This window comes from Colwellia sp. 20A7 (genome assembly GCF_009832865.1).
In the GTDB taxonomy this organism is placed as follows: domain Bacteria; phylum Pseudomonadota; class Gammaproteobacteria; order Enterobacterales; family Alteromonadaceae; genus Colwellia.
The window spans coordinates 3,117,836-3,139,808 of sequence record NZ_CP047130.1; the positions used below are offsets into that span (position 1 = coordinate 3,117,836).

Below are 21,973 nucleotides of genomic sequence, written 5' to 3' on the forward strand. Positions count from 1 at the left end.
GATAAAAACTTGAATATAATAGTAAGTATATGCCAAAAAAACTAATTAAGCGCATAATGCCAGATAATCAGCGTATCAAAGATAATAAACACTTAAAAATCTTTGGTGCTTTATTGCACAATCCTAATTTATGGCATATGAACCGTCATTCAGTAGCAAAGGCTTTTGCTGTTGGGCTGTTTTTCGCTTTTATTCCAGTACCTTTTCAGATGGTGTTAGCCGCAGGTACTGCCATTATGGTGCATTCAAATTTACCACTTTCAGTTGCTTTAGTTTGGCTAACAAACCCGTTTACCATGCCCGCAATATTTTATTTCTGCTATTCTGTCGGCGCATGGTTAATAAACGCCCCTGTTCATGATTTTAAGTTTGAAGCAAACTGGCAATGGATAGCGGATAGCTTATCGTCAATAGGCCCTGCATTTTTATTGGGCTGTGGCGTATTAGCAATAATTTTTTCAATGTTGGGCTATTTTGGTATGCAACTTTTATGGCGTTACAGTGCGGTGAAAGCATGGAAGAAACGTAACAAAAATGACAAATAACTCAAAAACATCGTAATCCTAAATCAATTCAGGGTTACGATGCCGCTAGGTAAAATCAAATTATTGACGAGGTAACGAACAATTTACTTCGGCTCTGGGCGCGTAATTGAAAAATGCTGATACGCTCTATCGGTAGCTATTCTGCCTCGTGGAGTGCGCTGTAAAAAGCCTTGTTGAATTAAAAATGGCTCAAGCACATCCTCTATAGTTTCTCGCTCTTCACCAATAGCTGCTGCCACATTATCAAGCCCGACAGGCCCACCCATAAATTTGTCAATAATTGCGTGCAGTAGCTTTCTGTCCATAATATCAAACCCTTCATTATCGACTTCTAACATATCAAGAGCTGCCGCGGCTGTTTCTTGGTTCACTAAACCATGGGTTTTAATATCTGCATAGTCTCGTACACGACGTAATAGTCGATTAGCAATACGAGGAGTACCACGAGAGCGACGAGCCACTTCAAAGGCTCCTAATGCATCTATCTCTAAATTTAAGAAGTGTGCGGATCGTTTAACAATGGTGGTTAAATCTTCCACATTATAAAACTCTAAGCGTTGAACAATACCAAATCTATCTCTGAGCGGGGATGTTAGCGCACCAGCCCTAGTAGTAGCACCAATTAAAGTAAAAGGCGGTAAATCTAACTTAATTGAACGGGCTGCGGGCCCTTCTCCAATCATGATATCAAGCTGATAATCCTCCATTGCGGGATAAAGTATTTCCTCAACTACTGGGCTTAATCGATGAATTTCATCAATAAAGAGAATATCGTTTTCTTCTAAATTAGTTAACAGTGCAGCTAAATCACCGGCTTTTTCTAACACAGGTCCAGAAGTAGTTCGAATGCTTACGCCCATTTCATTGGCAACAATATTAGCCAATGTTGTTTTACCTAGACCTGGTGGTCCGAAAATAAGTAAATGGTCAAGGGGCTCTTCGCGTTTTTTGGCCGCTGGAATAAAAATTTCCATTTGTGCTTTAACATGAGCTTGCCCAGTGTAATCAGTAAGCATTTTAGGACGAATGGCACGATCGACACCTTCATCTTCAATACTTGCGACAGGCTCAATTAAACGATCTGCTTCTATCATTTTTATTTCCTATTATTACCAGCAAGGTTTTTATTGCAGTAATTAATATTATTCATTTTAGTAACGGCTCTACTCTAGGAGAGTACTTTGGCAGTATGAGTATTTATAACATTGATTTCAAAGAAAGGCGTATAATATCCTCGCTTGACATACCTTCATTATAAACAGCTTTAACCGCTTTATCGGCTTGTACTTGTTTATATCCTAATGAAATAAGTGCATTAATCGCATCACCTTTATTATTACGGAAAGGATCATTCACAAAAGTATTTTCGGTAGTTAACTGTACTGGCATTGCATCTGTTGCCGGAGTTAATGAAGTTATTTGCCAATCTTTTAAACGATCTCGCATTTCTATTAACAAGCGCTCTGCTGTTTTTTTACCAACACCTGGAATTTTTACAATACCAGAAACATCATCATGAGCAACATAACTCACAAATTGATCCGCCGACATTGCCGATAATACCGCTAAGGCTAATTTAGGGCCAACACCATTCACTTTAATTAATAAACGAAACAGCTTTCGTTCAGTAGTATTAGCAAAGCCATATAATAATTGTGCGTCTTCACGTACTACAAAATGGGTATAAATAATCGCTTGTTCATTCAACTCAGGCAGCGCATAAATACTGGTCATTGGCATAGTCACTTCGTAACCAACACCTGCACACTCGATGAGAATTTCGGGTGGGAATTTTTCAGCTAAAGTACCAGATAAACGACCAATCACAAGATAAACCTAAAGAAAATAATTAATGTGATAAAATCATACCACTAGATATTTATACAGTAAACCATTTTAATCCTGATAATATTTCAGTTAGTTTATATTTTCTGATAATTTAGACTGTGAATAAAGAAAATCGCGTTAACGCTAATTTTACTTATCATTTAATTAAGCTGGACGTTACTCGAAAAATTCAATCAACGATAAATACTGAGCATACAAAAAATTATGGAAGATATTTCTTTAACAAGTAAAAAAATAAATATTGCAATTATTGGTAGTAATTTTATCGTGGATACATTCTTAACTGCCGCAGTAGAAGTTGAGGAATTTAACTTTTACGCTATATATTCTCGTCAACAAGCGACAGGTGAAGCTAAGGCGTTACAGTATGATTATATAAATGATGGTAAAAAAGTAAAAGTATTTACTGATTTAGCTGTAATGCTTGATGATGACAATATTGACGCCGTATATATTGCGTCTCCAAATAGCTTTCATGCTAAACAAGCTATTCAATGTTTGAACGCGGGAAAACATGTATTAGGCGAAAAACCGAGTGCATCAAATAGTAAAGAGTTAAGCGAAATATTATCTGCTGCAATAGAAAATAATTGTTGTTTCATGGAAGCATTAATGAGCTTACACCTGCCAAATTTTTCACTGGTAAAACAACAGATTTATCGTATTGGTAAGCCGCGTAAATATTTTGGTCAATATTGCCAATACAGTTCAAGATACCGCCTCGCTCTCGAGTCTTTCGCAAAAAATAAATTAACGCCAAATAAGCCAAACCAAGTACCGAATACGTTTTTACCCGAATTTGCCAACGGCGCATTAATTGATATTGGTATTTACCCACTTTATCCTGTTGTCGCTTTGTGGGGAGAGCCTGACGCTATTTCGGCACAAGCCGTAATACTAGACACAGGTGTTGATGGTGCTGGTGATTTACAGCTAGATTACGGTGATAAGGTTGCAAGCATCAGTTTTTCAAAAATAAGCAATGGTGAAAACTTTGTTGAGTTTCAAGGCGAATTAGGTCGGCTTAGAATTGAGTTTGTTTCGTTAATGAGTAAAGTTGAATTATTCTTAAATGATGGCAGTTATGAGTTACTCAGTGCTACTGAAAGTAAGAGCGCAGATGAAGGTGAGATAGGGAATTATCAACCGATGTGCTATGAAATATCACACTTTGTAGCATTAGTTCAAGCGCATAAAGCACTAAATCAACCAGTAAAAATAGTAAATGTTGAAGCTTTGCAATCAACAGTAACCACATGGGAATTAAGTCGGCAGGTAATATCGATTATTGACCAAGCGCGGAAAGAAATAGGCGTTGTTTACCCTAATGATTAATTCCATTAGTTTTATTTAAACTAATGGAATTAATTTAAATAAACTAAACTTAACTAAATTTGGCATTGGTATTAGCTAAGTATTATCTCAATCTTCTTCTAACAGTCTTTTGTGCTTGCCCTGTCAGTTTTGCTAAACTTTCATGACTATTAGCATGGCATAGTGCCACGGCTAATGCATCGGCAGCATCGGCTTGTGGTGTACCAGGTAACCTAAGAATAGTTTTAACCATATGTTGTACTTGGCTCTTATCTGCAGCGCCAGTACCAACAACAGCCTGTTTAATTTGCCTTGCTGAATATTCAGCAATCAATAAGTCATTATTAGTTGCCGCAACAATAGCTGCGCCGCGAGCTTGTCCTAATTTAAGTGCAGAGTCAGGGTTTTTTGCCATAAAGACTTGTTCAATAGCGAACATATCTGGTTGAAATTGAAGAATTATTTCAGAAACGCCAGCAAAAATGGTTTGTAAGCGTGAGCCAAGATCTTCACCTTGGCTAAGCGCTTTAATACAACCACTACCAAGATAGGTAAAAGTACGACCTTCGTATTTAATAACCCCGTAGCCTGTGAAGCGCGAACCGGGATCAATACCGAGAATTATCGACATAATAAATAACAAATAATTAGTTAGGAGAGCGATGCCAGTAAAAACTGACCATCGCCACTCTATACTATTTATTCGTCATCAGTACTCTTTTCAAGCTTTTGTATACCTAATTCAGCTAACTGATCAGGATTAGCATTACCTGGCGCATTTGTTAATGGACAAGCTGCTGTATTGGTTTTAGGGAATGCCATCACTTCACGAATAGAGCTAGCACCGGTCATTAACATCACTAAACGATCAAGACCAAACGCTAAACCAGCATGTGGTGGCGCACCATATTGTAGTGCTTCAAGTAAGAAACCAAATTTCTCTTGTGCTTCTTCTTCACCAATACCTAAAATTCTAAACGCTGCAGACTGCATATCTTGTTTATGAATACGGACTGAACCACCACCTAATTCACAACCGTTTAAAACCATATCGTAAGCATCAGACAAAGCACCTAGTGGATCGGCTTCAAGTTGCTCAGGAGTTAAATCTGTTGGTGCTGTAAATGGGTGATGAAGTGCGTGCATGCGACCATCAATTTCCTCAAACATAGGGAAATCAACAACCCACAATGGTTTCCAATCACCTTCAAGTAAATCTAAATCTTCACCAATTTTAAGACGTAATGCACCAAGTGATTCACTTACTACACTGTAAGTATCAGCGCCAAAGAAAATAATATCGCCCGTTTTAGCGTTAGTGCGTTCAAGTAATGCTTTTGCTGCATCAGCTGATAAGAATTTTAAAATCGGCGATTGTAAACCTTCAACACCAGTAGATAATGCAGCATCAATATCATTTACTTTCATCCATGGCATACCTTTAGCGCCATAAATTCCAACAAACTTAGTTAAATCATCAATGCCTTTTCTTGAGAATTTTGAAGCACCATCAGGTACACAAATAACTGCTACACGGCCATTTGCATCGTTTGCTGGACCTGAGAAAACTTTGAATTCAACATCTTTTAATATATCAGCAACATCCACTAACTCTAATGGATTACGTAAATCTGGCTTATCTGAGCCAAAACGAGCCATTGCTTCAGAAAATGGCATACGAGGGAAGTCACCTAGATCAACATCAAGCATTTCTTGGAAAAGCTCGCGAATCATAGTTTCAGTAACGTCCATCACCTGATCGCTAGATAGGAATGACGTTTCAATATCTATTTGTGTAAATTCAGGTTGTCTATCGGCACGTAAATCTTCATCACGGAAACATTTAACAATTTGGTAGTAACGTTCCATACCAGACATCATTAGCAATTGTTTAAACAACTGTGGTGATTGTGGCAAAGCAAAAAATTTGCCTTGATGCGTACGACTTGGCACTAAATAATCACGTGCACCTTCAGGTGTCGCAGCTGTTAACATAGGTGTTTCAATATCTAAAAAGCCTAGGTTTTCTAGAGAGCTACGTACTTTTGATGTAACTTTTGCACGAAAACGCATACGTTCAGTCATTTCAACACGACGTAAATCAAGATAACGATATTTTAAACGCTGCTCTTCTGAGTTAGTTTGATTTGAATCTAATGGTAATGGTGCAGATTTATTTAAAATAGTTAGCTCTAACCCTAACACTTCAATAGCACCCGTTTTCATGTCTTTGTTTACTTGACCTTCAGGGCGTGCACGTACTTTACCTTTTAACTGAACACAAAATTCATTACGTAAAGTGTTTGCCGTGGCAAGTACTTCAGGTAAATCAGGATCGTAAACTACTTGTACTAAGCCTTCACGATCACGAAGATCTAAAAAGATAACAGCACCTAAGTCACGACGACGGTTTACCCAGCCACAAAGAGTGACTTCTTGACCAATATGAGATTCATTAACCTCACCACAATAAAGACTACGCATAGTTTTTGCCTTGATAATAATAGAAACTACTACTTACACGTACATCATGAACAACCCATGAATAACTTAATGCAAGCATATAAATGCCGGATATTATAAAGCAATGAATAGTAAAGTCACCCTAACTCAGAGTGATTATTTGATTAACTTAGCTTGAGAGACATTCAAAAAGGATAGTTATGGCTTTCTCGTATGTAAATCGATATTAAAATGCAACTTTGCGGGTTCATTTGCTTATATATCGAATAAATATCAGTTAAAATAGCCCAAACTGTTACAACAATGAAAGCCATGGACACTTCAGACACTAATTTAACCAATACTGATTTAATTTATTCAAATCCACACGCACAAGTAAAAGACTTTGCATTTGATGCACAAGTTGTGGAAGTTTTCCCCGATATGATTTCACGTTCCGTACCGGGCTATAACACGATTATTGACACTATTGGTCGTCTGAGCCAACGTTTTGTGCAACAAGACACCTTAATATATGATTTAGGTTGTTCTTTAGGTGCCGCAACATTAGCTATGCGAAAACGTATAAAAAATACAAAATGTAAAATTATAGCTGTAGATAATTCGCCAGCAATGATTGAACGCTGCACAATGCACATCAATGCTTTTAAAGGTGAAACGCCCGTTGAAGTCGTTGAAGCTAATATTCAAGATGTAAAAGTAGACAATGCTTCAATGGTTGTACTAAATTTTACACTACAATTTGTTGATAAAGCTGAGCGTCAAACCTTAATCAATAATATAGCCAATGGTATTAATGATGGTGGAATTCTTGTTATTTCAGAAAAAATATCTCATGGTGATTCTGTTATTGATGAGCACTTAATCGACTTACATCATGATTTTAAACGTTCAAATGGTTATAGTGAATTAGAAGTAGCACAAAAGCGGACTGCATTAGAAAACGTAATGCGTACTGACTCTGTTGAACAACATATTCAACGTTTAAAAGATGCCGGGTTTAGCCATGTTGCTCCTTGGTTTCAATGTTTCAATTTTATTTCTTTTATTGCTATAAAATAGTTAATTTAACAAATACTTTACCTAATATTCACTCCTAAATAGAAGTAACCTACAGACTAACGCTATGACAAATTTTAGTAACTTTTATCAACAAATTGCCACTAACCGTTTAAGCCATTGGTTAAACACTTTACCTGCACAGCTTGACCATTGGCAAAAAAATGAACTACATGGTGAATTTAAGCATTGGCAAAAAACATTAGAAGCCTTGCCTAACGCGCAAAATACCGACGTAGATTTAACCAAAAGTGTTACTGTAGGCAGTAAAGGTGATTTCAATAGCGGTGAAGAAAAACGCTTAGAAAATTTAATGAAAAAGTTTAAACCTTGGCGTAAAGGTCCATACCATATTCATGGCCTGCACATAGATACAGAGTGGCGTAGCGACTTTAAATGGGATCGATTAGCGGAACATATTGGCGATTTATCAGGTAAGTATGTTTTAGATATAGGTTGTGGCAGCGGCTATCATTTATGGCGAATGCGCGGTGCCGGAGCTAAATTTGTTGTTGGCGTAGATCCGACACAACTCTTTTTAATGCAATTTAATGCTGTACAACATTTCATTCAAGATAAAGCCGTTAACTTATTACCTTTAGGTGTTGAACAATTACCTGAATTAAAATCTTTTGACACTGTTTTTGCCATGGGCGTTTTATATCATCGCCGCTCTCCTATCGACTTTCTCTACCAATTAAAATCACAATTAGTCAAAGGTGGTGAGCTAGTACTAGAAACCTTGATTGTAGATGGCGATGAAAATACAGTATTAGTACCCGGCGAACGCTATGCAAAAATGCGTAATGTTTGGTTCTTACCAAGCGCTAAGGCAATGTGTGCATGGTTAGAACGCTGCGGGTTTAGTAATATTAGAGTCGTAAATACAGATATTACCGCCTTAGATGAGCAACGAAAAACAGAGTGGATAGATACAGAGTCATTGTCTGACTTTTTAGACCCAGAAGATAATAGCAAAACAATAGAAGGCTACCCTGCTCCACAACGAGCCATTTTTATTGCTAATGCTTAATGAACCTAAGATCAGGTTCATTATTCTTTCCTACTAAATGCTAGGCTTTCTAGGCTAGTTTTGAGTTTGAGGTTTTAGGTAACTATCAATAATTTTTTGATAGTTACCGTTCGCCTTAATCTCGCTGATGCCATTATCAAAATCTTTTTGCAGTTGCTCATTACTAAAGCCAGCAACATAATCAATTTTTCCGAATAATGGGTGAACGACAAATTCTGCATTATAAATATTTGTACTTAAGCCTTCTTTTTTCATTCGCGTGAGTAAATACTTAAAAATATCTATATCCATCACCAGTGCATCAACTCGTTGGGTAAATAATAATGCCACCTGGCTTTTCTGATCGGCTAATTCAACGTAGCTATTTGAGTCTTTAAAAGTATCACTATATTCCTTACCTAAGAACTTGATAGCATTTTGAAATCCAGCAACACGCATGCCCGATAAGTCTGAAGTTTTTGTTATATTAAGGTTCTTATTTGCTAGCGTAATCACAACATTTCGGTAACTTATATAAGGTTTTGAAAGGTATAGCCCCAATTCATTTTCTGTTGTTGATAACGTTATTAAGCCTTCAATATTTCGTTTTTTATACACCTCGATTTGCCGAGTCATTGGTAAATAAAAAAAGCTTATTTGATAATGATATTTACTAAGTGCCGCCTGTATAATTTCAATTTGCATACCTTTATCATCATCAACAAAAATAAAGGGCGGCTTTGATAAACCAGCAAGTAAAATAATATTATTGTCTTGAGCACACAATACTTTAGGCTGAATATAGGCAAAAAATAGCATTATAAAAACACTTGTTTTAACTAAAAATTTCAAAAACAATTCACTCCTAAATTCATACTTAAATTAATACCCAAATTAATACTTAGCTCACGTCTAAATAAAGACTGATTGATACTATTCATTATTCGCTATAGTATCAATCAGTGTAACATCAATTAATATATTATTATTCATGAAAAATCAACACAGTATGAGATAGATATGAATGAAGTTTGGTTGGAAAGACGCTTAAAGAAAGTATCAAAAAGACAACATGATCATCGTGATCCTTTTCAACGAGATCGGGCTAGAATTCTTCATTCTGCCGCTTTTAGACGATTACAATCAAAAACTCAGGTCATGGGTAGCGGTCAAAGTGATTTTTATCGAACACGATTAACTCATTCACTTGAAGCAGCACAAATTGGCTCAGGCATTACCGCACAGCTTCGTTGTAAATACCCTCAATTATGCCAAACATTATTTCCTGTTACCGACAGCTTAGTTGAAGCCATTTGTTTAGCGCATGATATTGGTCACCCCCCATTCGAAAAAATTCACCCTATTTAGTACTTAAAATGTATGTTTGAGTAAAGTTACTTGAAAAACATCAATATTTTTCATTATTAATCACAATTTCACATACGATTTTTAACATACGTTTTTTGAAAGTTAAAAATAACTCATAAATGGCATTTCAAATTATGAAAGATCATCTATATTGGCTAAGCAACCTTCTTCAAACATATCCATGAATATTTTTACTTCTTCCATTTCAATTTTATAAGCTTCTACTTTATCACCCAATCTCTTTTTAACAGAAATAAACTCAGGGTTATGAAACTTAAGCTCATCACATGCTTTAAAGTATGCAGCAATAACATCAGCAGCCTTTACTAGTTTTTTATATTCTGCATCGACATCTTTTTGAACTAGCAACTCTTTAAATAATGGTTGAAGTTTAACTGGCAGTGAATCTAAACATTCTAATTCAGCCATATCTTCAATTTTCTTAAACTCTGCTGTCAGGGCTGGGGTACTATATTTTGTTGCATGGTTAATATCTTGTAGCTTAGTTTCTGACACTTCATGATAAAGCGCTACCGTAGCAGCTCTTTCAGGATTAATATCGCCACCACAGTATACATTCCTGACGGTTGCCAATAAATGTGCAATAACAGCTACCTGATGACTATGCTCAGCTACATCTTCCTCTTTGACTAAATGCATTGGTGACCAACGCTTAATCAAATTCATTCGTAATATCCATGCTAAAAAAGAGCTTTTTTTCAATTTAATATCCTCTGTTTATACAGATAAAAGACCCCTGTTAATGCTCGTATCTTCTACAATTGTAAAATCTTTCTATCCATTAACAACATAAAACATAACAATATTTGCAATCAATATTACATCTTTCTGTTACTTTTAAAACGACTTCTACACATTTAATATGATTAACTTCCTTATTAATTTTTAATTTTTAATTTTTAATTTTTAATTTTTAATTTTTAATTTTTAATGGGATTATTGAGTGATCATCAATTAAAAAACTTTTAACTTTTCCAAGAGGAAAATATCTATATATTGCTCCATCATCTAGTATTACTTCTATTTCATGGTCATGATGGCCATATCTAAAAGATATTTCCTTTAATATGTCTCCATTACGTAAACCTGAACGAAAAGCATTACTCTCCTTTGTTAAGCCGCTTATAGTATTAAATTGTTTCTCTGTTAATAGATAGTCAAAGCCAAGTTCAAAATTAACTAAAGAAATAGGTTCAATTAACTCAGAATACCTATCTAAGGTATTATTTACTCCCTTATTTCCAAAAATAAATTCATTAATATCTTTGCCTGCATGCTCAAGCCCTATTTCGTCCAGCGCTGAAATTATGCTCTCTTCATTAAGTTTAGGGTGCTCTTCCAAGAAGTTTGGGGAAGAAAGCTTATCAAAAAGATTAAATATAGTTAGCTTTCTATTCTGTGATCTTAGCTTTTCATCCCAATATAAAGCCAAAAGTACCCCTTTCCAATAAGGGACTCTGTAAAAGCTGTCAGAGCCACCCAACCAAATAGGTGAGCTATTATAAAGTGTTGTATATTCAACACTTGTCAATTTTGAAAAATCTGAAGTAACTAACCCAACAAGTGCTTCATTAATTTTTGAATTAAATTCCTTTCTAGAGATTATATTGCTATCTAACGAGAGTTGTAATGCAGCGTATTCTGTAAAACCTTCTACAAACCATTGTAAATTTAAGTTATTTAATTCGATTTCACCCATGGAGTTTGGGTTCCAAGAGTGAATAAATTCATGCATCATTGAATTAACTAAGTTACTCTCAGGTTCAGTTTCAGTTGCTTGAATCCAATATGTGTTGGTTAATGCTACACCACTCAAAGAGTGACTATTATCATCATTATTTAATGTGGTAAATGCAAGTACGAAGTTAGATGAAAAACTTGAAAATTGATTAGAAACAACAGTAATAGCTTTGTTAATTTTATCAATAAGCACTGGATCTAATTGCTTTAACTCTTTATCAGAAACTAATTCAATATTATTATTCACATTGAATGAATTCACTTTAGAATCATCTGTAATATATAAAAAAGACAACATGAATTCATTGGGATTTCCATTAAAAATTAAATCATTACCGTCCCGAATCATATTTGAAGAATAAATCTTTTTATGAAAAGCGTCACTGAATGATAGCTTTACATTGATTTCCTCATTTGATAACCAAGGAACAATTAAAGCTAACCCATTTATCCATCTAACTTTGTTTTCATCTACAGATGGTAAAAATTGGTCAATGTTTGAAGTTGTATTTGTACGTTCTTTAATTTGAGTTAAAAAGTAGGTAACCTTGACTGGTCTTTCACTACACGGTGAAATAGAAATGAAGCTTTCCAGCTTATTAAAATCATTTGAAAAAGTGCACCCTTCTTGGTGAATATTTAATTCTTTAATTCCTTTTCCAGCTCCTTTAGTTGAGCCAAATCTGTCTGGAATTATAAGCTGAACTTTAGAGGTCGATGCTTCGAATTCCAACTCAATTGATAAAGTATTACTTGAAACTTGTGAAATGGAATATTTAATTAACGACTCAGACTCACTCGCTTTAAGAGTATTACTAACTAATAAAATATAAAGGATAAGTATTATTATTTTTTTCATTTATTACTCAATATAAACAGCCTTAAATTTAAGACTGTTTATTATTACATTAAATTATCCATTTAGTAATATGAAAAAAAGTTAACTTTATATAACTCCTTTGAATACCAGAAACAGTTAGTGGAAGAACCGATAGTAAACAGTTAAAGTATTGTAATCGTGGATTTTACTTCCCTATTTAAACACGGAAAATGGATTTTTATTATGAATTACAACAATAAATTAAAAACAACTCGCTCACGTCAATCATCAATTGAAGGAAGATGCTTCAATGAGGAGATGGAAAGTGATCGTGGCCGCGCTGTTAATTCTGCTGCTGTTAGACGTTTACAACAAAAGACCCAAGTTTTTCCATTGGAAACTAATGCCGCAGTGAGAAGTAGGTTGACACACTCGCTTGAAGTACAGCAGGTTGGTCGATATATCAGCAAATTAGTAATAAAAGAGCTTTCGAGTAAGGGATTATTGGAAAAACTTGAAATAGCAGGCAATATTGATGGTTTCGTTAGTGCAATTGAAGTTGCCTGTTTACTTCATGATGTTGGTAACCCAGCATTCGGGCATTTTGGTGAAGAAGCAATAAAGCTCTGGGGGAAGAAAACACTTACAAATATATTTAATGAAAAATTTTCAAACGAAGTCAATTGCAGCATACTTATAAAGGATCTCTCCAGTTTTGAAGGGAATGCACAAGCGATAAGATTACTCCATAGCCTCCAATCATTGAACTTAACGTACACTCAACTAGCTTGCCTTATAAAATATACACGTGGCGCATATGAAGACAAACCAATAAAAACTGATACTTATGCATACAGAAAGAAAAAGCCTGGTTTTTATTTTTCTGAAAAAAATCTATTCGAAGATATAAAAAAAGAACTATCTATTGCTGACGGATGCCGCTTTCCCTTAACTTATATAATGGAAGCTGCTGACGATATTTCTTATTGCATCGCTGATGTAGATGACGCTATTGATAAAGGTATTTTAACTGTCGAACAACTCCACATTGAGATAAAAAAAACGTGGAACAATTTCAAAGATGATCCTGATATCAAAGATGAAATAGTAGAAAACGGCTATCTACTCAAAATAGCAGACCGTGCGTATAAAAAGTATCAAGAAGAAGAACACAACAAAGACCACGCTTATATACTTACACTACGCACTACACTGGTAAATGAGCTATCAACATATGCAGCAAAAAGATTCATAGATAATCACGAACTGGTATTTAACGGTGAACTCGATGAATCACTTCTAGATGGCCATGATGAGTTTAATCTAGCTACCGAAACGTTTAGAAATCTTGCTATCAATAACATATTTAATAGTAAAGAAATCGAAAACTTAGAACTTAAAGGGTATGCAGTAATTTCTGGTTTACTGAACATCTATACCCCATTAATTGAATTATCCTTTGATGAATTTAAAGAATTAGTAAGTAATAACTTTTTAAAATCACACCCAATTGAAACAAGGCTTTTTCACAAACTATCAGGCAAACATAAAGGTAGATATAAAGAAGACGTAAAAGGTATATATGCTAATGAATTACCACTTAACAAAGATAAAATGATGGAATTATATGCTAGAACAAGGCTGCTCATAGATTATATTAGTGGTATGACAGATCAATTTGCTCTTGAAGAGTTTCAAAATCTATCTGCAATTAAATAATTTTTTGCCAGATAATTTCGTTGGTTTAAATGTAAATACAGCAAACAAAGCTACTTAACCTGAGATCTGGATAAGGTGCGGCATTTTAAGCACTCATAATGGACTGTTCCCTATCCGATAACTTAATACACGGCTTTTGTCTTTTTAAACAATAAGCAACTATTCCTGAAATTACATTAAGCATAAAACCTGTTTCACTACGATGGCGGCTGTGCTCTATTTGAGATATGTTTTTAAGTTGATCATTCACTGTCTCTATTATGTATCTCTTTGATAGCATTGCCCGATCAAAGGCTGATATTACTTTAGCTTTCATATTTTTTCGCACGGTCGTCACTAAGTCAATATCTGATTCCTTTAATGTCTGGCTCAAGTTTTTTCCAATGTATCCCTTATCTGCATATAGCTTACCAGTAAGATTTTTACATAAGTCAGGTATTGGAGTTCGGTCATTTGTATTGCCCGGCGTAATATTCAAAGCAAGGATTTCACCTTTATGATTAATCAATAGATGAAGCTTAAAGCCGAAAAACCAGCCCATTGTTCCTTTTCCTCGCTTAGCCGTATCTGCAAATACACGGTTACGTGGAATACGGATATTGTGACATACCTTTAGGCTTGTAGAATCTACAAATGCAATTCCTGTTGGCTCACCTTTCACCGTTTGAAAGTAAGCACACATTGGTACAATAAGATCTGACATTGTATTGATGAAACGAGTGTAGCTGAGCAGCTCTGGGAAATCATCAGTCCAGTATCGTTGGACTAAACCAATATAGAAGTTTTTGAAATCTCTATGATTTGACTGATGAAATGCAATCATAATGCTCATTCGCTCGCTGGTAGACATTTTCGAACTACGTCTACGCTTGCGAGTACCGTCTGATAGCAATTGTGCTTCCCATTTAGGTGAAAATTGATGACAAAAATCATCGACATCACAAAATATTTCCACTAAATTATCCATCTGCCCACCTTATTTGCTTTCAAATCGTTTCTTGGTCGAAAGATCTGATCGCTAGGTGGGTATTTAGTTCAATTTTTTATCTTCTTATCCAGAATTGAGGTTACTTACTTTAAACCAAGGGACCCTGTAACAATATCTGTGTAAGTACCATTTTTAAATATAGTCTGAAATACGGTCTTCGAATTCAATCATAAAACGATTCAAGGCCGATTTCCAATTCCTTATTGGCATAGTCCATTTTTTCGATGCTTGAGTAATGGCTAAGTAAATAACTTTCTTAGCTGAGTCATCGTTGGGAAATACCTTTCTGTTTTTAACCGCTTTGCGTATAACGCTGTTTAACGATTCTATCGCATTCGTTGTGTATATAGCCTTGCGGATATCATTCGGGTAAATGAATAAGGTATTGAGATTATCCCAATGACGTCGCCAGGAAGCTGATATGCTTGGGTATTTATCGTCCCAGCGTGCTGAGAATGCATCTAATGCCTTCAATGCTTGCTCTTCGTTTATGGCTTGGTAAATCGTTTTTAGGTCTTTGGTTACCGCTTTATAATCATATAAGGCACAAATTTCAGCGAATTCCTTACCATATGTACAATACATAACTGTATTTGAGTATTTTCAAAGGCGGTATTAATGGCATCAGGAAAGCCTTTTAAACCATCAACACAGGCAATAAGGATATCTTGAACGCCTCGGTTTTTGAGCTCGGTCAACACATTAAGCCAGAATTTAGCCCCTTCATTTTCAGAGAACCACATACCCAGTAAGTCCTTTTGCCCTGTGACATCAACGCCTAGCGCTAAATAAACCGCTTTGTTGATAACCTTATTATCTTCTCTGATTTTTAGACGGATACAGTCCATATAAACGATAGGATAAACAGGCTCTAACGGCCTTGTTTGCCATTCATCGACTTTTTCAATTACCGCATTGGTCACACGAGAAATTAAGGTGGGAGAGACTTCTGCGCCATAAAATTCATCAAACGAGTCGACGATATCGCGCGTCGTCATACCTTTGCCGTAAAGGTATAAAATCTTGTCGTCCATAGAGGTGAATCGTGTTTGATTTTTCTTTACGAGGAGCGGCTCGAAGCTACCATCACGGTCACGTGGTGTATTTAGCTCAAACTCTCCGTCCTCGGTTTTAACTTTTTTAGCGCTAAACCCGTTACGGTTGTTGGGCGTACTCGTTTTTTCATGTTTAGCGTAACCAAGGTGGTCGTCTAATTCGGCATTTAGTGCCGCTTCAACAGTAACCTTGGTTAGCATAGCTCTGAATTTATCTAAATCTTCGCCTGTTTTAATACTTTTTGCGGCTTCTTTTGCAAAAGCTTCAAGTTCTTTATGGTTCATGTGTTGTACCTTTCTTTGATACCACTAGGGTAACTGATGAAAAGTACTTACACAAAATCTGTTACAGGCTCAACCAAGGTTTTCTTTATATCTAAAGGCATATTACTTAAGAGTCGTGCGTATAATTCTTCACAATTATTCTTCTGAAATTTTACTAAATCCTTTTCTTGTTTTTGGGCTTTCTTTTTAATTTCATCTTTTGATAAGTGCTGTAGCCCATATTTAGGTTTATTTATTTTTAATTATTTTTAATTATTTTTTCTTTTCTAATATATCATTAACGTCATCATAGCAATCTGAAAGTTTCACCGAATAACTAACACTTCTGAAAATTGGCTGCGGTTTTTTTCACATTTCTTCAGCTACTTCTGCTTTTGATATCTTATAACTGAACTTGTTTTTAAAGTCCTTCTCATCTGAATGTCCATTGATATATCGCAATTTAGCTTTCTTAAATTTAATAATTGCATCGTAAGCCTTCCCTGATGTTTCAACATCAACTGCCCAACTAGGACGTTTTTCATCCTCTACTGGTTTAATTAAAGAGCGGTCTTCACCCAAAAATTCTTTAAGATAATCATCTGCCATTATTTTATTTCCTGTTCAATGAATGCGTCTTTACCATCGTAACTATTCTTTGTGTTAGTTATGACAATGGCCTCTTTATTTTTTTTCTTGCCTTTACTGTACGACTCCCCCACATTAAAAAGCCTGTAATTGACATGCCAGTTAACAAAGCACCAAAAATAAACCAAATAATTTTAGTCCATATTCCACCAATCGTTCCATAATGCAACGGATTAGCAATATGCGATAATGTTTGTACCACTGTCATCTTATCGGGATCCCTCTCACCTGCCACATCGCCCGTCCAAGGATTAACAATGACACCATAAGAATATTTGTCATAGAAAATAAAATCGCCACTACCATATAATTTATAGGTATCTCGATTATGTTCAGGCAGCATTAAATACGTCCCTTCAAAATCTGGGAATTTTTTATGGGCTATGTCTAACGCACGAGTCAATGAGGTTTTTTCGAAGGTATCAATTTTATTGCTTAATGGGAGTTGTTCTACAGTCGCAATAGGTGAATGTGGCTCTATGTCATAATCAGCATGCCACAAGACGGCTTGAACTAAATACCATAACCCAGTGAGACTCATCAGCAGTAAGAACCAAAGAGACCAAACGCCAGCTAAACGGTGTAAGTCGCCATATAGCGTTTTTTTACCCTGTCTTAGACGAAGCTTAGGTTGTGTAAAAGCGTGCCAAAAATTCTTATAAATAACTAATCCGGTAATCAAAGCGCCAAGCATGAAAAAAGCCATAGCGCATACAATGTAATAACCAATACTGTAATTACTCTCCCAAGGAAATAATAACCAACCATGCAAAGAGCGCATAAAACCATTGAACGTTATATCCTGATACACACCTTGTATGTCGCCAGTGTATTGATTGATGTAAGCAATAGCTTGCGGTTTATCTATATCTGTAAAAACAATCGCATGGATAAGATAAGGCTCAAATGTCATCACAGTTGTTATTTTTGCTGTAGGGTGAGTTTTTTGCACAATAGAAATTAATTCTGGCGCACTTTTCATTTCATAATTTTCAGGATTGTTTGCCCGTGAATTAGGATTACTTAACCAAATCAACTCTTGGCTAATAACGGCAATGATAACGGTAAGACAAACAAAACAAAATAACAGCCATACGGGCAATGAAAACCAGCCATGAAGTTGAAGCCAGAACCGATTGCTGAGCTTTGCCATAAATTTACCGTATTGATAATTATAAAAACTGAATAAGTGCCTATAATAATATTTTCTACAACCGACTCAATTAATAATCATTGTTATTATTATTTGTAAAAAGTAAATATTCTCGGAACTATATTAATTTACATTAACATCTACTTAACACGCAAATAGCAACGATTATCATTTGTATTATTGTTTTCGGTATGTATAATAGCGAAAAAATTTCTCCAAATAGAATAAATTCACTAGGAATAAACATGAAACTCAAACGTACTTTTGCATTTTCAGCATTGATATTAGCGATGGGACTGCCTGCTTATGCGCAAGAAGCCCAGTCAGAAAAAACTGCTGAAATAGAGAACGACAACGTTGAAAAAATACTTATTGTTGGCGTTCGTCAAGACCGAGTTAGCCAAGGTGCTACTGGCTTAAGTATGGAGCTTAATGAAACGCCACAATCAATTAGTGTTATAAGCGCTGAACAAATTGAAAACTTTGCTGCTAATAGTATTAATGACGTTATGAAAATGGCGACAGGTATTACCGTAGAACAGGGTGAAACTAATCGTACTCGATATACCGCACGTGGTTTTGATATTAAAAACACACAAGTTGATGGTATCGGCCTGCCTAATGGCTGGGGTCTAGTTACCGGTGCAATGGAAAGTTACGGTTATGAAAAAATAGAAATTATTCGTGGTGCCAATGGTCAACTAACTGGTGTTGGTAACTCTGCAGGAACAGTTAACTATGTACGTAAGCGACCAACCAATGAAAATGAGGGCGAAGTAGGTGTAACTTTAGGCTCGTACGATCTTAAACGTTTACAAGCCGATTATTCGTTCTTTTTAACTGACAGTGGTAGCTGGGCTGCACGCGTTGTTGCTGTTGCAGAAGATTCAGGTTCATACCTTGATGGCTTAGAAGATGATCGTACCTACCTTTCTTTTGTCGTTGATGGCCAATTAACTGATAATTCAACATTGGCGTTCGGTGCATCACATCAAGATGCTAATAGTGATGGTGTTATGTGGGGCGGGCTACCATTGGTTTATGCTAATGGCACACAAGCAGATTTTGATGTGGGTACTAGCCCAACGCAAGAGTGGACCATGTGGGATGCCGTCAACACTAACTTTTTTGCTGAATATACTTATACCTTTGATAATGATTGGGAAATTAAAACTACCTACAATAGACAAGAATCTGATGACCAAAGTAAATTACTATACGTTACTGACGCATATGGTATTTTTGATAGTGAAACTAATTTAGGTTTGGCAAGTCAACCAGGTTTATATGATTCAGAATTTAGTGCTAATTTATTTGATCTAACCGTTAAAGGTGAATTTAACTTGTTTGGTAAGGTACATGAACTCATGTTCGGCGCAAGTAACTCTAAAAGTACGGATGTTTCACTCACTAGCACTTATGATAAAGAAACAACACCCGCTTACGGCTTTACGCCTGCTTTTCCTTACGCGCTAAATGCTATTCCAGAGCCTGAATGGTCTGATAAATTCATTTATGCAGATCTTGATGTAACACTTACACGCGTATTTGGTTCAACCAAGTTAAATGTAACGGATAACTTATTTGTAATCGCTGGCTTTAATGCTATTGATTATACTCGTAAAGGTTACAACTCAGGCGGTGAAGTTGACAATGAAGAGAATGAAATTAGCCCTTATCTTGGCGTAACGTATTCTATTACTGATGATATTAACCTTTATGTAAGTTATTCAGACATTTATCAACCTTTAGAGCAATATGATATCGAGGGACAATTTTTAGATCCTAGCAAAGGCGTTAATTACGAAATAGGCGTAAAAACGCAATGGTTTGACGATAACCTACTGACTACTTTCTCAATATTTAGTGCTGAACAAGAGAATATCGCTGTTTTTGCAGGACGTGACGAGCTAGGAAATAGTTACTATGAAGGTGCAACAATGGACTCTAAAGGTTTCGAGTTAGAAGTTGCGGGTAATATCACTGAGAACTTAAATGCTACTTTTGCTTACACCTTTTTAGATATAGAAGATGAGCTTGGTGATAACACCAGTGCATGGGAGCCTAAAGATACCGTTAAATTTACCTTAGCTTATAATTTACCGCAGCTGCCAGAATTAAAACTTGGTTTAGGTGGTAGATGGCAATCGGAAGTAGAGAATGCGACAGGCTCTGTTAAGCAAGACTCTTACTTATTGGTTAATGCCTTTGCTCGCTGGAATGTATCTAACGATCTCGCTATACAAGCAAATATTGATAATATCACCGATGAAAAATATATTACTAGCCTGAAAAACGTAGGCTTTTATGGTGCTCCTATCACAGCAAGTGTTGGCTTAACTTATAGCTTTTAATCTTTAGCTTTAAGGTAAAATTAACGTTAAAAACATTCATTTTAACGCATTAAATATAATTCATCCTGAACACGATTAACTCCTGTTTGGTCATGTTAAATAGTTAATGCGTTTATTTTTTATAATCTGTATTATTGAAGCCTATGCTACGAAGCTCCTTATAAGCTGTTACATAAGCTGTTCTCATCTTCTAATTCCCTCGCTATACTGTAAAAATTAACAAGAACACCATTATTATTCAAAGCATTAGAAAGAATTATGATTAATACTTTATTTAAATGTAATATCAATCATCTATCGCGCCAAAATAATACTCAATTAAACGATACCATTTAATAACTTATGCTAGACATTTACGCAGGCGAAAACGCCTTAACAACTATTCAAGAAAATGGCTTTAAACAAGAACTGTTTACTAACTTTTTAGGGGCTAGCGGTGGTCCTAAATGGTTTACGCTTTTCGGCTTAGATAAATACCTATTCGGTGACTTCTTTCAAGAACGCACTACAGAATTAAACCTTATCGGCTCTAGTGCTGGAGCATTTCGTGCGGCTTGCTTCGCGCAAAAAGATCCTGTAGCGGCTATTTCTCGTTTAGCCGATAAGTACGCGCGTACTGTGTATGACGATAAGCCGACCACTGCTGATATATCAGATTCAGCTGTTGATATGCTGTCCCATATTTTTGGCACATCCGGTGTAAATGAAGTATTAAGTAATAACATTTTCAAAGCACATTTTATTGTCGCTAAGTGTAACGGGCTGACAAGCTATGAAAATAAAGCGGTTCAATGCGCTGGCTTACTTGGTAGTATTTTATTAAATAAAATAGATAGACGTTTATTAAGTTACCAATATGAACGATTCATCTATCGTCCTAAATCAAGCAATTTGATCGTAAATGATCCATACAACTTTACTAGTCACTACATAGACTTTACCCAAGACAATATTCCTGATGCCCTTCTCGCTTCAGGCTCAATTCCCATGGTAATGTCTGGCATTAAAAATATTGCTAATTCTCCCCAAGGTACCTATAGAGATGGTGGCATTATTGATTATCATTTTGACTTTGCACTTCACAATGAACAAATGATTGGTACCAAGCAAAAACAACTCGATAACCTTACGCTATACCCTCATTTTAGTGATAAACCTAAAGCGGGTTGGTTTGATAAAAGCTCGTCTCGTCAAGTGCTAAATAAACATTATGAAAACACCGTATTACTAGTGCCTTCAGAAAGATTTATCCAATCATTACCTTATAATAAAATTCCAGATAGAAATGACTTTAAAACATTAGACGCCCCTACTCGTATTAAATATTGGCTTAAAGTATTGAGCGAAACAGACCGATTAGCAGATGCATTTAATGAGTTTATTGTTAAACAAGATACCAATAAAATTCAGCGTTTTTAATTTACTCTCTTAACCTATTATCTTTAGCTTAATCAGCAGACTGATTGATATTATGTATGGTAGTTGGTGATTTTATTTTTAATTGCTTACATACACTTTGCTAAAATGCCCTAGACATGCGAAATAGCTATGCTAACTATACTAACGGATGAGTTTTATCCATAGTTTAAACGATGGCTAATC

General features: G+C 35.6%; 17 protein-coding genes and 2 pseudogenes. 8 read left to right on the top strand and 11 right to left on the bottom strand.

Going from position 1 to position 21,973, the window contains the following annotated elements:
- Positions 1-29 precede the first annotated feature (29 nt).
- A complete protein-coding gene (locus GQS55_RS13395; RefSeq protein WP_159820995.1) occupies positions 30-545 on the top strand; it encodes a DUF2062 domain-containing protein in 516 nt (171 codons plus the stop codon).
- Positions 546-628: 83 nt separating this feature from the next.
- Here the strand turns inward: GQS55_RS13395 and ruvB are convergent, their stop codons facing one another.
- Complete coding sequence (ruvB, locus tag GQS55_RS13400) at positions 629-1,639, bottom strand: Holliday junction branch migration DNA helicase RuvB (protein ID WP_159820996.1); 1,011 nt, start codon at positions 1,637-1,639, stop codon at positions 629-631.
- 103 nt (positions 1,640-1,742) lie between these two features.
- Positions 1,743-2,372 (bottom strand): Holliday junction branch migration protein RuvA, encoded by a 630-nt coding sequence (gene ruvA / locus GQS55_RS13405; protein WP_159820997.1) that lies wholly within the window; start codon positions 2,370-2,372, stop codon positions 1,743-1,745.
- A 255-nt stretch (positions 2,373-2,627) separates the two neighbouring features.
- Here ruvA and GQS55_RS13410 point away from each other — a divergent pair, with 255 nt between their 5' ends.
- Positions 2,628-3,728 carry a Gfo/Idh/MocA family protein gene (locus GQS55_RS13410; RefSeq protein ID WP_159822844.1) on the top strand — a complete coding sequence of 367 codons (1,101 nt, stop codon included), beginning with the start codon at positions 2,628-2,630 and terminating at the stop codon, positions 3,726-3,728.
- Between the two features lie 82 nt (positions 3,729-3,810).
- Here the strand turns inward: GQS55_RS13410 and ruvC are convergent, their stop codons facing one another.
- The gene (gene ruvC, locus GQS55_RS13415) at positions 3,811-4,338 is read right to left on the bottom strand and encodes a crossover junction endodeoxyribonuclease RuvC (protein ID WP_159820998.1); all 528 of its coding nucleotides are present in this window, start codon (positions 4,336-4,338) and stop codon (positions 3,811-3,813) included.
- 68 nt (positions 4,339-4,406) lie between these two features.
- Positions 4,407-6,191 (bottom strand): aspartate--tRNA ligase, encoded by a 1,785-nt coding sequence (gene aspS, locus GQS55_RS13420; RefSeq protein ID WP_159820999.1) that lies wholly within the window; start codon positions 6,189-6,191, stop codon positions 4,407-4,409.
- Between the two features lie 291 nt (positions 6,192-6,482).
- On the opposite strand from aspS, the gene cmoA reads away from it, so the two are divergent.
- Both cmoA and cmoB read left to right on the top strand, forming a co-directional pair.
- Entirely contained in the window at positions 6,483-7,232 is a 750-nt protein-coding gene (gene cmoA, locus GQS55_RS13425; protein ID WP_201294513.1) for a carboxy-S-adenosyl-L-methionine synthase CmoA, read from the top strand.
- 64 nt (positions 7,233-7,296) lie between these two features.
- Positions 7,297-8,262, top strand: coding sequence for a tRNA 5-methoxyuridine(34)/uridine 5-oxyacetic acid(34) synthase CmoB (gene cmoB / locus GQS55_RS13430; RefSeq protein ID WP_159821001.1), 966 nt, complete (start codon positions 7,297-7,299; stop codon positions 8,260-8,262).
- A 54-nt stretch (positions 8,263-8,316) separates the two neighbouring features.
- On the opposite strand, the gene GQS55_RS13435 is transcribed toward cmoB, so the two are convergent.
- Positions 8,317-9,093, bottom strand: coding sequence for a substrate-binding periplasmic protein (locus GQS55_RS13435; RefSeq protein WP_159821002.1), 777 nt, complete (start codon positions 9,091-9,093; stop codon positions 8,317-8,319).
- Positions 9,094-9,261: 168 nt separating this feature from the next.
- Here GQS55_RS13435 and GQS55_RS13440 point away from each other — a divergent pair.
- Positions 9,262-9,588, top strand: a pseudogene (locus tag GQS55_RS13440) (HD domain-containing protein); the annotation flags it as partial.
- A gap of 153 nt (positions 9,589-9,741) precedes the next feature.
- On the opposite strand, the gene yfbR reads toward GQS55_RS13440, so the two are convergent.
- Both yfbR and GQS55_RS13450 read right to left on the bottom strand, forming a co-directional pair.
- Positions 9,742-10,332, bottom strand: coding sequence for a 5'-deoxynucleotidase (gene yfbR / locus GQS55_RS13445; RefSeq protein WP_159821003.1), 591 nt, complete (start codon positions 10,330-10,332; stop codon positions 9,742-9,744).
- Positions 10,333-10,543: 211 nt separating this feature from the next.
- The gene (locus GQS55_RS13450) at positions 10,544-12,229 is read right to left on the bottom strand and encodes a M61 family metallopeptidase (RefSeq protein WP_159821004.1); all 1,686 of its coding nucleotides are present in this window, start codon (positions 12,227-12,229) and stop codon (positions 10,544-10,546) included.
- A 204-nt stretch (positions 12,230-12,433) separates the two neighbouring features.
- On the opposite strand from GQS55_RS13450, the gene dgt reads away from it, so the two are divergent.
- Positions 12,434-13,909 (top strand): dGTPase, encoded by a 1,476-nt coding sequence (gene dgt / locus GQS55_RS13455; protein WP_159821005.1) that lies wholly within the window; start codon positions 12,434-12,436, stop codon positions 13,907-13,909.
- 85 nt (positions 13,910-13,994) lie between these two features.
- On the opposite strand, the gene GQS55_RS13460 is transcribed toward dgt, so the two are convergent.
- The 4 genes and pseudogenes from GQS55_RS13460 to GQS55_RS13475 all read right to left on the bottom strand — a co-directional run bounded on the left by GQS55_RS13460 (position 13,995) and on the right by GQS55_RS13475 (position 18,017).
- Positions 13,995-14,876 (bottom strand): IS982 family transposase, encoded by an 882-nt coding sequence (locus tag GQS55_RS13460; protein WP_159818812.1) that lies wholly within the window; start codon positions 14,874-14,876, stop codon positions 13,995-13,997.
- Between the two features lie 153 nt (positions 14,877-15,029).
- A pseudogene (locus GQS55_RS13465) lies at positions 15,030-16,237 on the bottom strand (IS256 family transposase).
- Positions 16,238-16,585: 348 nt separating this feature from the next.
- On the bottom strand, positions 16,586-16,825 hold the full coding sequence (locus tag GQS55_RS13470) for a hypothetical protein (RefSeq protein WP_159821006.1): 240 nt from the start codon (positions 16,823-16,825) through the stop codon (positions 16,586-16,588).
- A 58-nt stretch (positions 16,826-16,883) separates the two neighbouring features.
- Entirely contained in the window at positions 16,884-18,017 is a 1,134-nt protein-coding gene (locus GQS55_RS13475) for a PepSY-associated TM helix domain-containing protein (RefSeq protein WP_159821007.1), read from the bottom strand.
- A gap of 245 nt (positions 18,018-18,262) precedes the next feature.
- Between GQS55_RS13475 and GQS55_RS13480 the strand changes: the two genes are divergently transcribed.
- The gene (locus GQS55_RS13480; protein ID WP_159821008.1) at positions 18,263-20,371 is read left to right on the top strand and encodes a TonB-dependent siderophore receptor; all 2,109 of its coding nucleotides are present in this window, start codon (positions 18,263-18,265) and stop codon (positions 20,369-20,371) included.
- A 342-nt stretch (positions 20,372-20,713) separates the two neighbouring features.
- Complete coding sequence (locus GQS55_RS13485; protein WP_159821009.1) at positions 20,714-21,790, top strand: patatin-like phospholipase family protein; 1,077 nt, start codon at positions 20,714-20,716, stop codon at positions 21,788-21,790.
- The last annotated feature ends 183 nt before the right edge of the window (positions 21,791-21,973 follow it).

What these genes read in the sequence shown, in the direction of transcription:
- GQS55_RS13475 (WP_159821007.1), bottom strand. Translation starts at nt 18,017, where the DNA reads ATGGCAAAGCTCAGCAATCGGTTCTGGCTTCAACTTCATGGCTGGTTT.
- GQS55_RS13450 (WP_159821004.1), bottom strand. Translation starts at nt 12,229, where the DNA reads ATGAAAAAAATAATAATACTTATCCTTTATATTTTATTAGTTAGTAAT.
- GQS55_RS13470 (WP_159821006.1), bottom strand. Translation starts at nt 16,825, where the DNA reads ATGGCAGATGATTATCTTAAAGAATTTTTGGGTGAAGACCGCTCTTTA.
- aspS (WP_159820999.1), bottom strand. Translation starts at nt 6,191, where the DNA reads ATGCGTAGTCTTTATTGTGGTGAGGTTAATGAATCTCATATTGGTCAA.
- cmoA (WP_201294513.1), top strand. Translation starts at nt 6,483, where the DNA reads ATGGACACTTCAGACACTAATTTAACCAATACTGATTTAATTTATTCA.
- GQS55_RS13395 (WP_159820995.1), top strand. Translation starts at nt 30, where the DNA reads ATGCCAAAAAAACTAATTAAGCGCATAATGCCAGATAATCAGCGTATC.
- GQS55_RS13485 (WP_159821009.1), top strand. Translation starts at nt 20,714, where the DNA reads ATGCTAGACATTTACGCAGGCGAAAACGCCTTAACAACTATTCAAGAA.
- dgt (WP_159821005.1), top strand. Translation starts at nt 12,434, where the DNA reads ATGAATTACAACAATAAATTAAAAACAACTCGCTCACGTCAATCATCA.
- GQS55_RS13480 (WP_159821008.1), top strand. Translation starts at nt 18,263, where the DNA reads ATGAAACTCAAACGTACTTTTGCATTTTCAGCATTGATATTAGCGATG.
- GQS55_RS13460 (WP_159818812.1), bottom strand. Translation starts at nt 14,876, where the DNA reads ATGGATAATTTAGTGGAAATATTTTGTGATGTCGATGATTTTTGTCAT.
- ruvC (WP_159820998.1), bottom strand. Translation starts at nt 4,338, where the DNA reads ATGTCGATAATTCTCGGTATTGATCCCGGTTCGCGCTTCACAGGCTAC.
- cmoB (WP_159821001.1), top strand. Translation starts at nt 7,297, where the DNA reads ATGACAAATTTTAGTAACTTTTATCAACAAATTGCCACTAACCGTTTA.
- ruvB (WP_159820996.1), bottom strand. Translation starts at nt 1,639, where the DNA reads ATGATAGAAGCAGATCGTTTAATTGAGCCTGTCGCAAGTATTGAAGAT.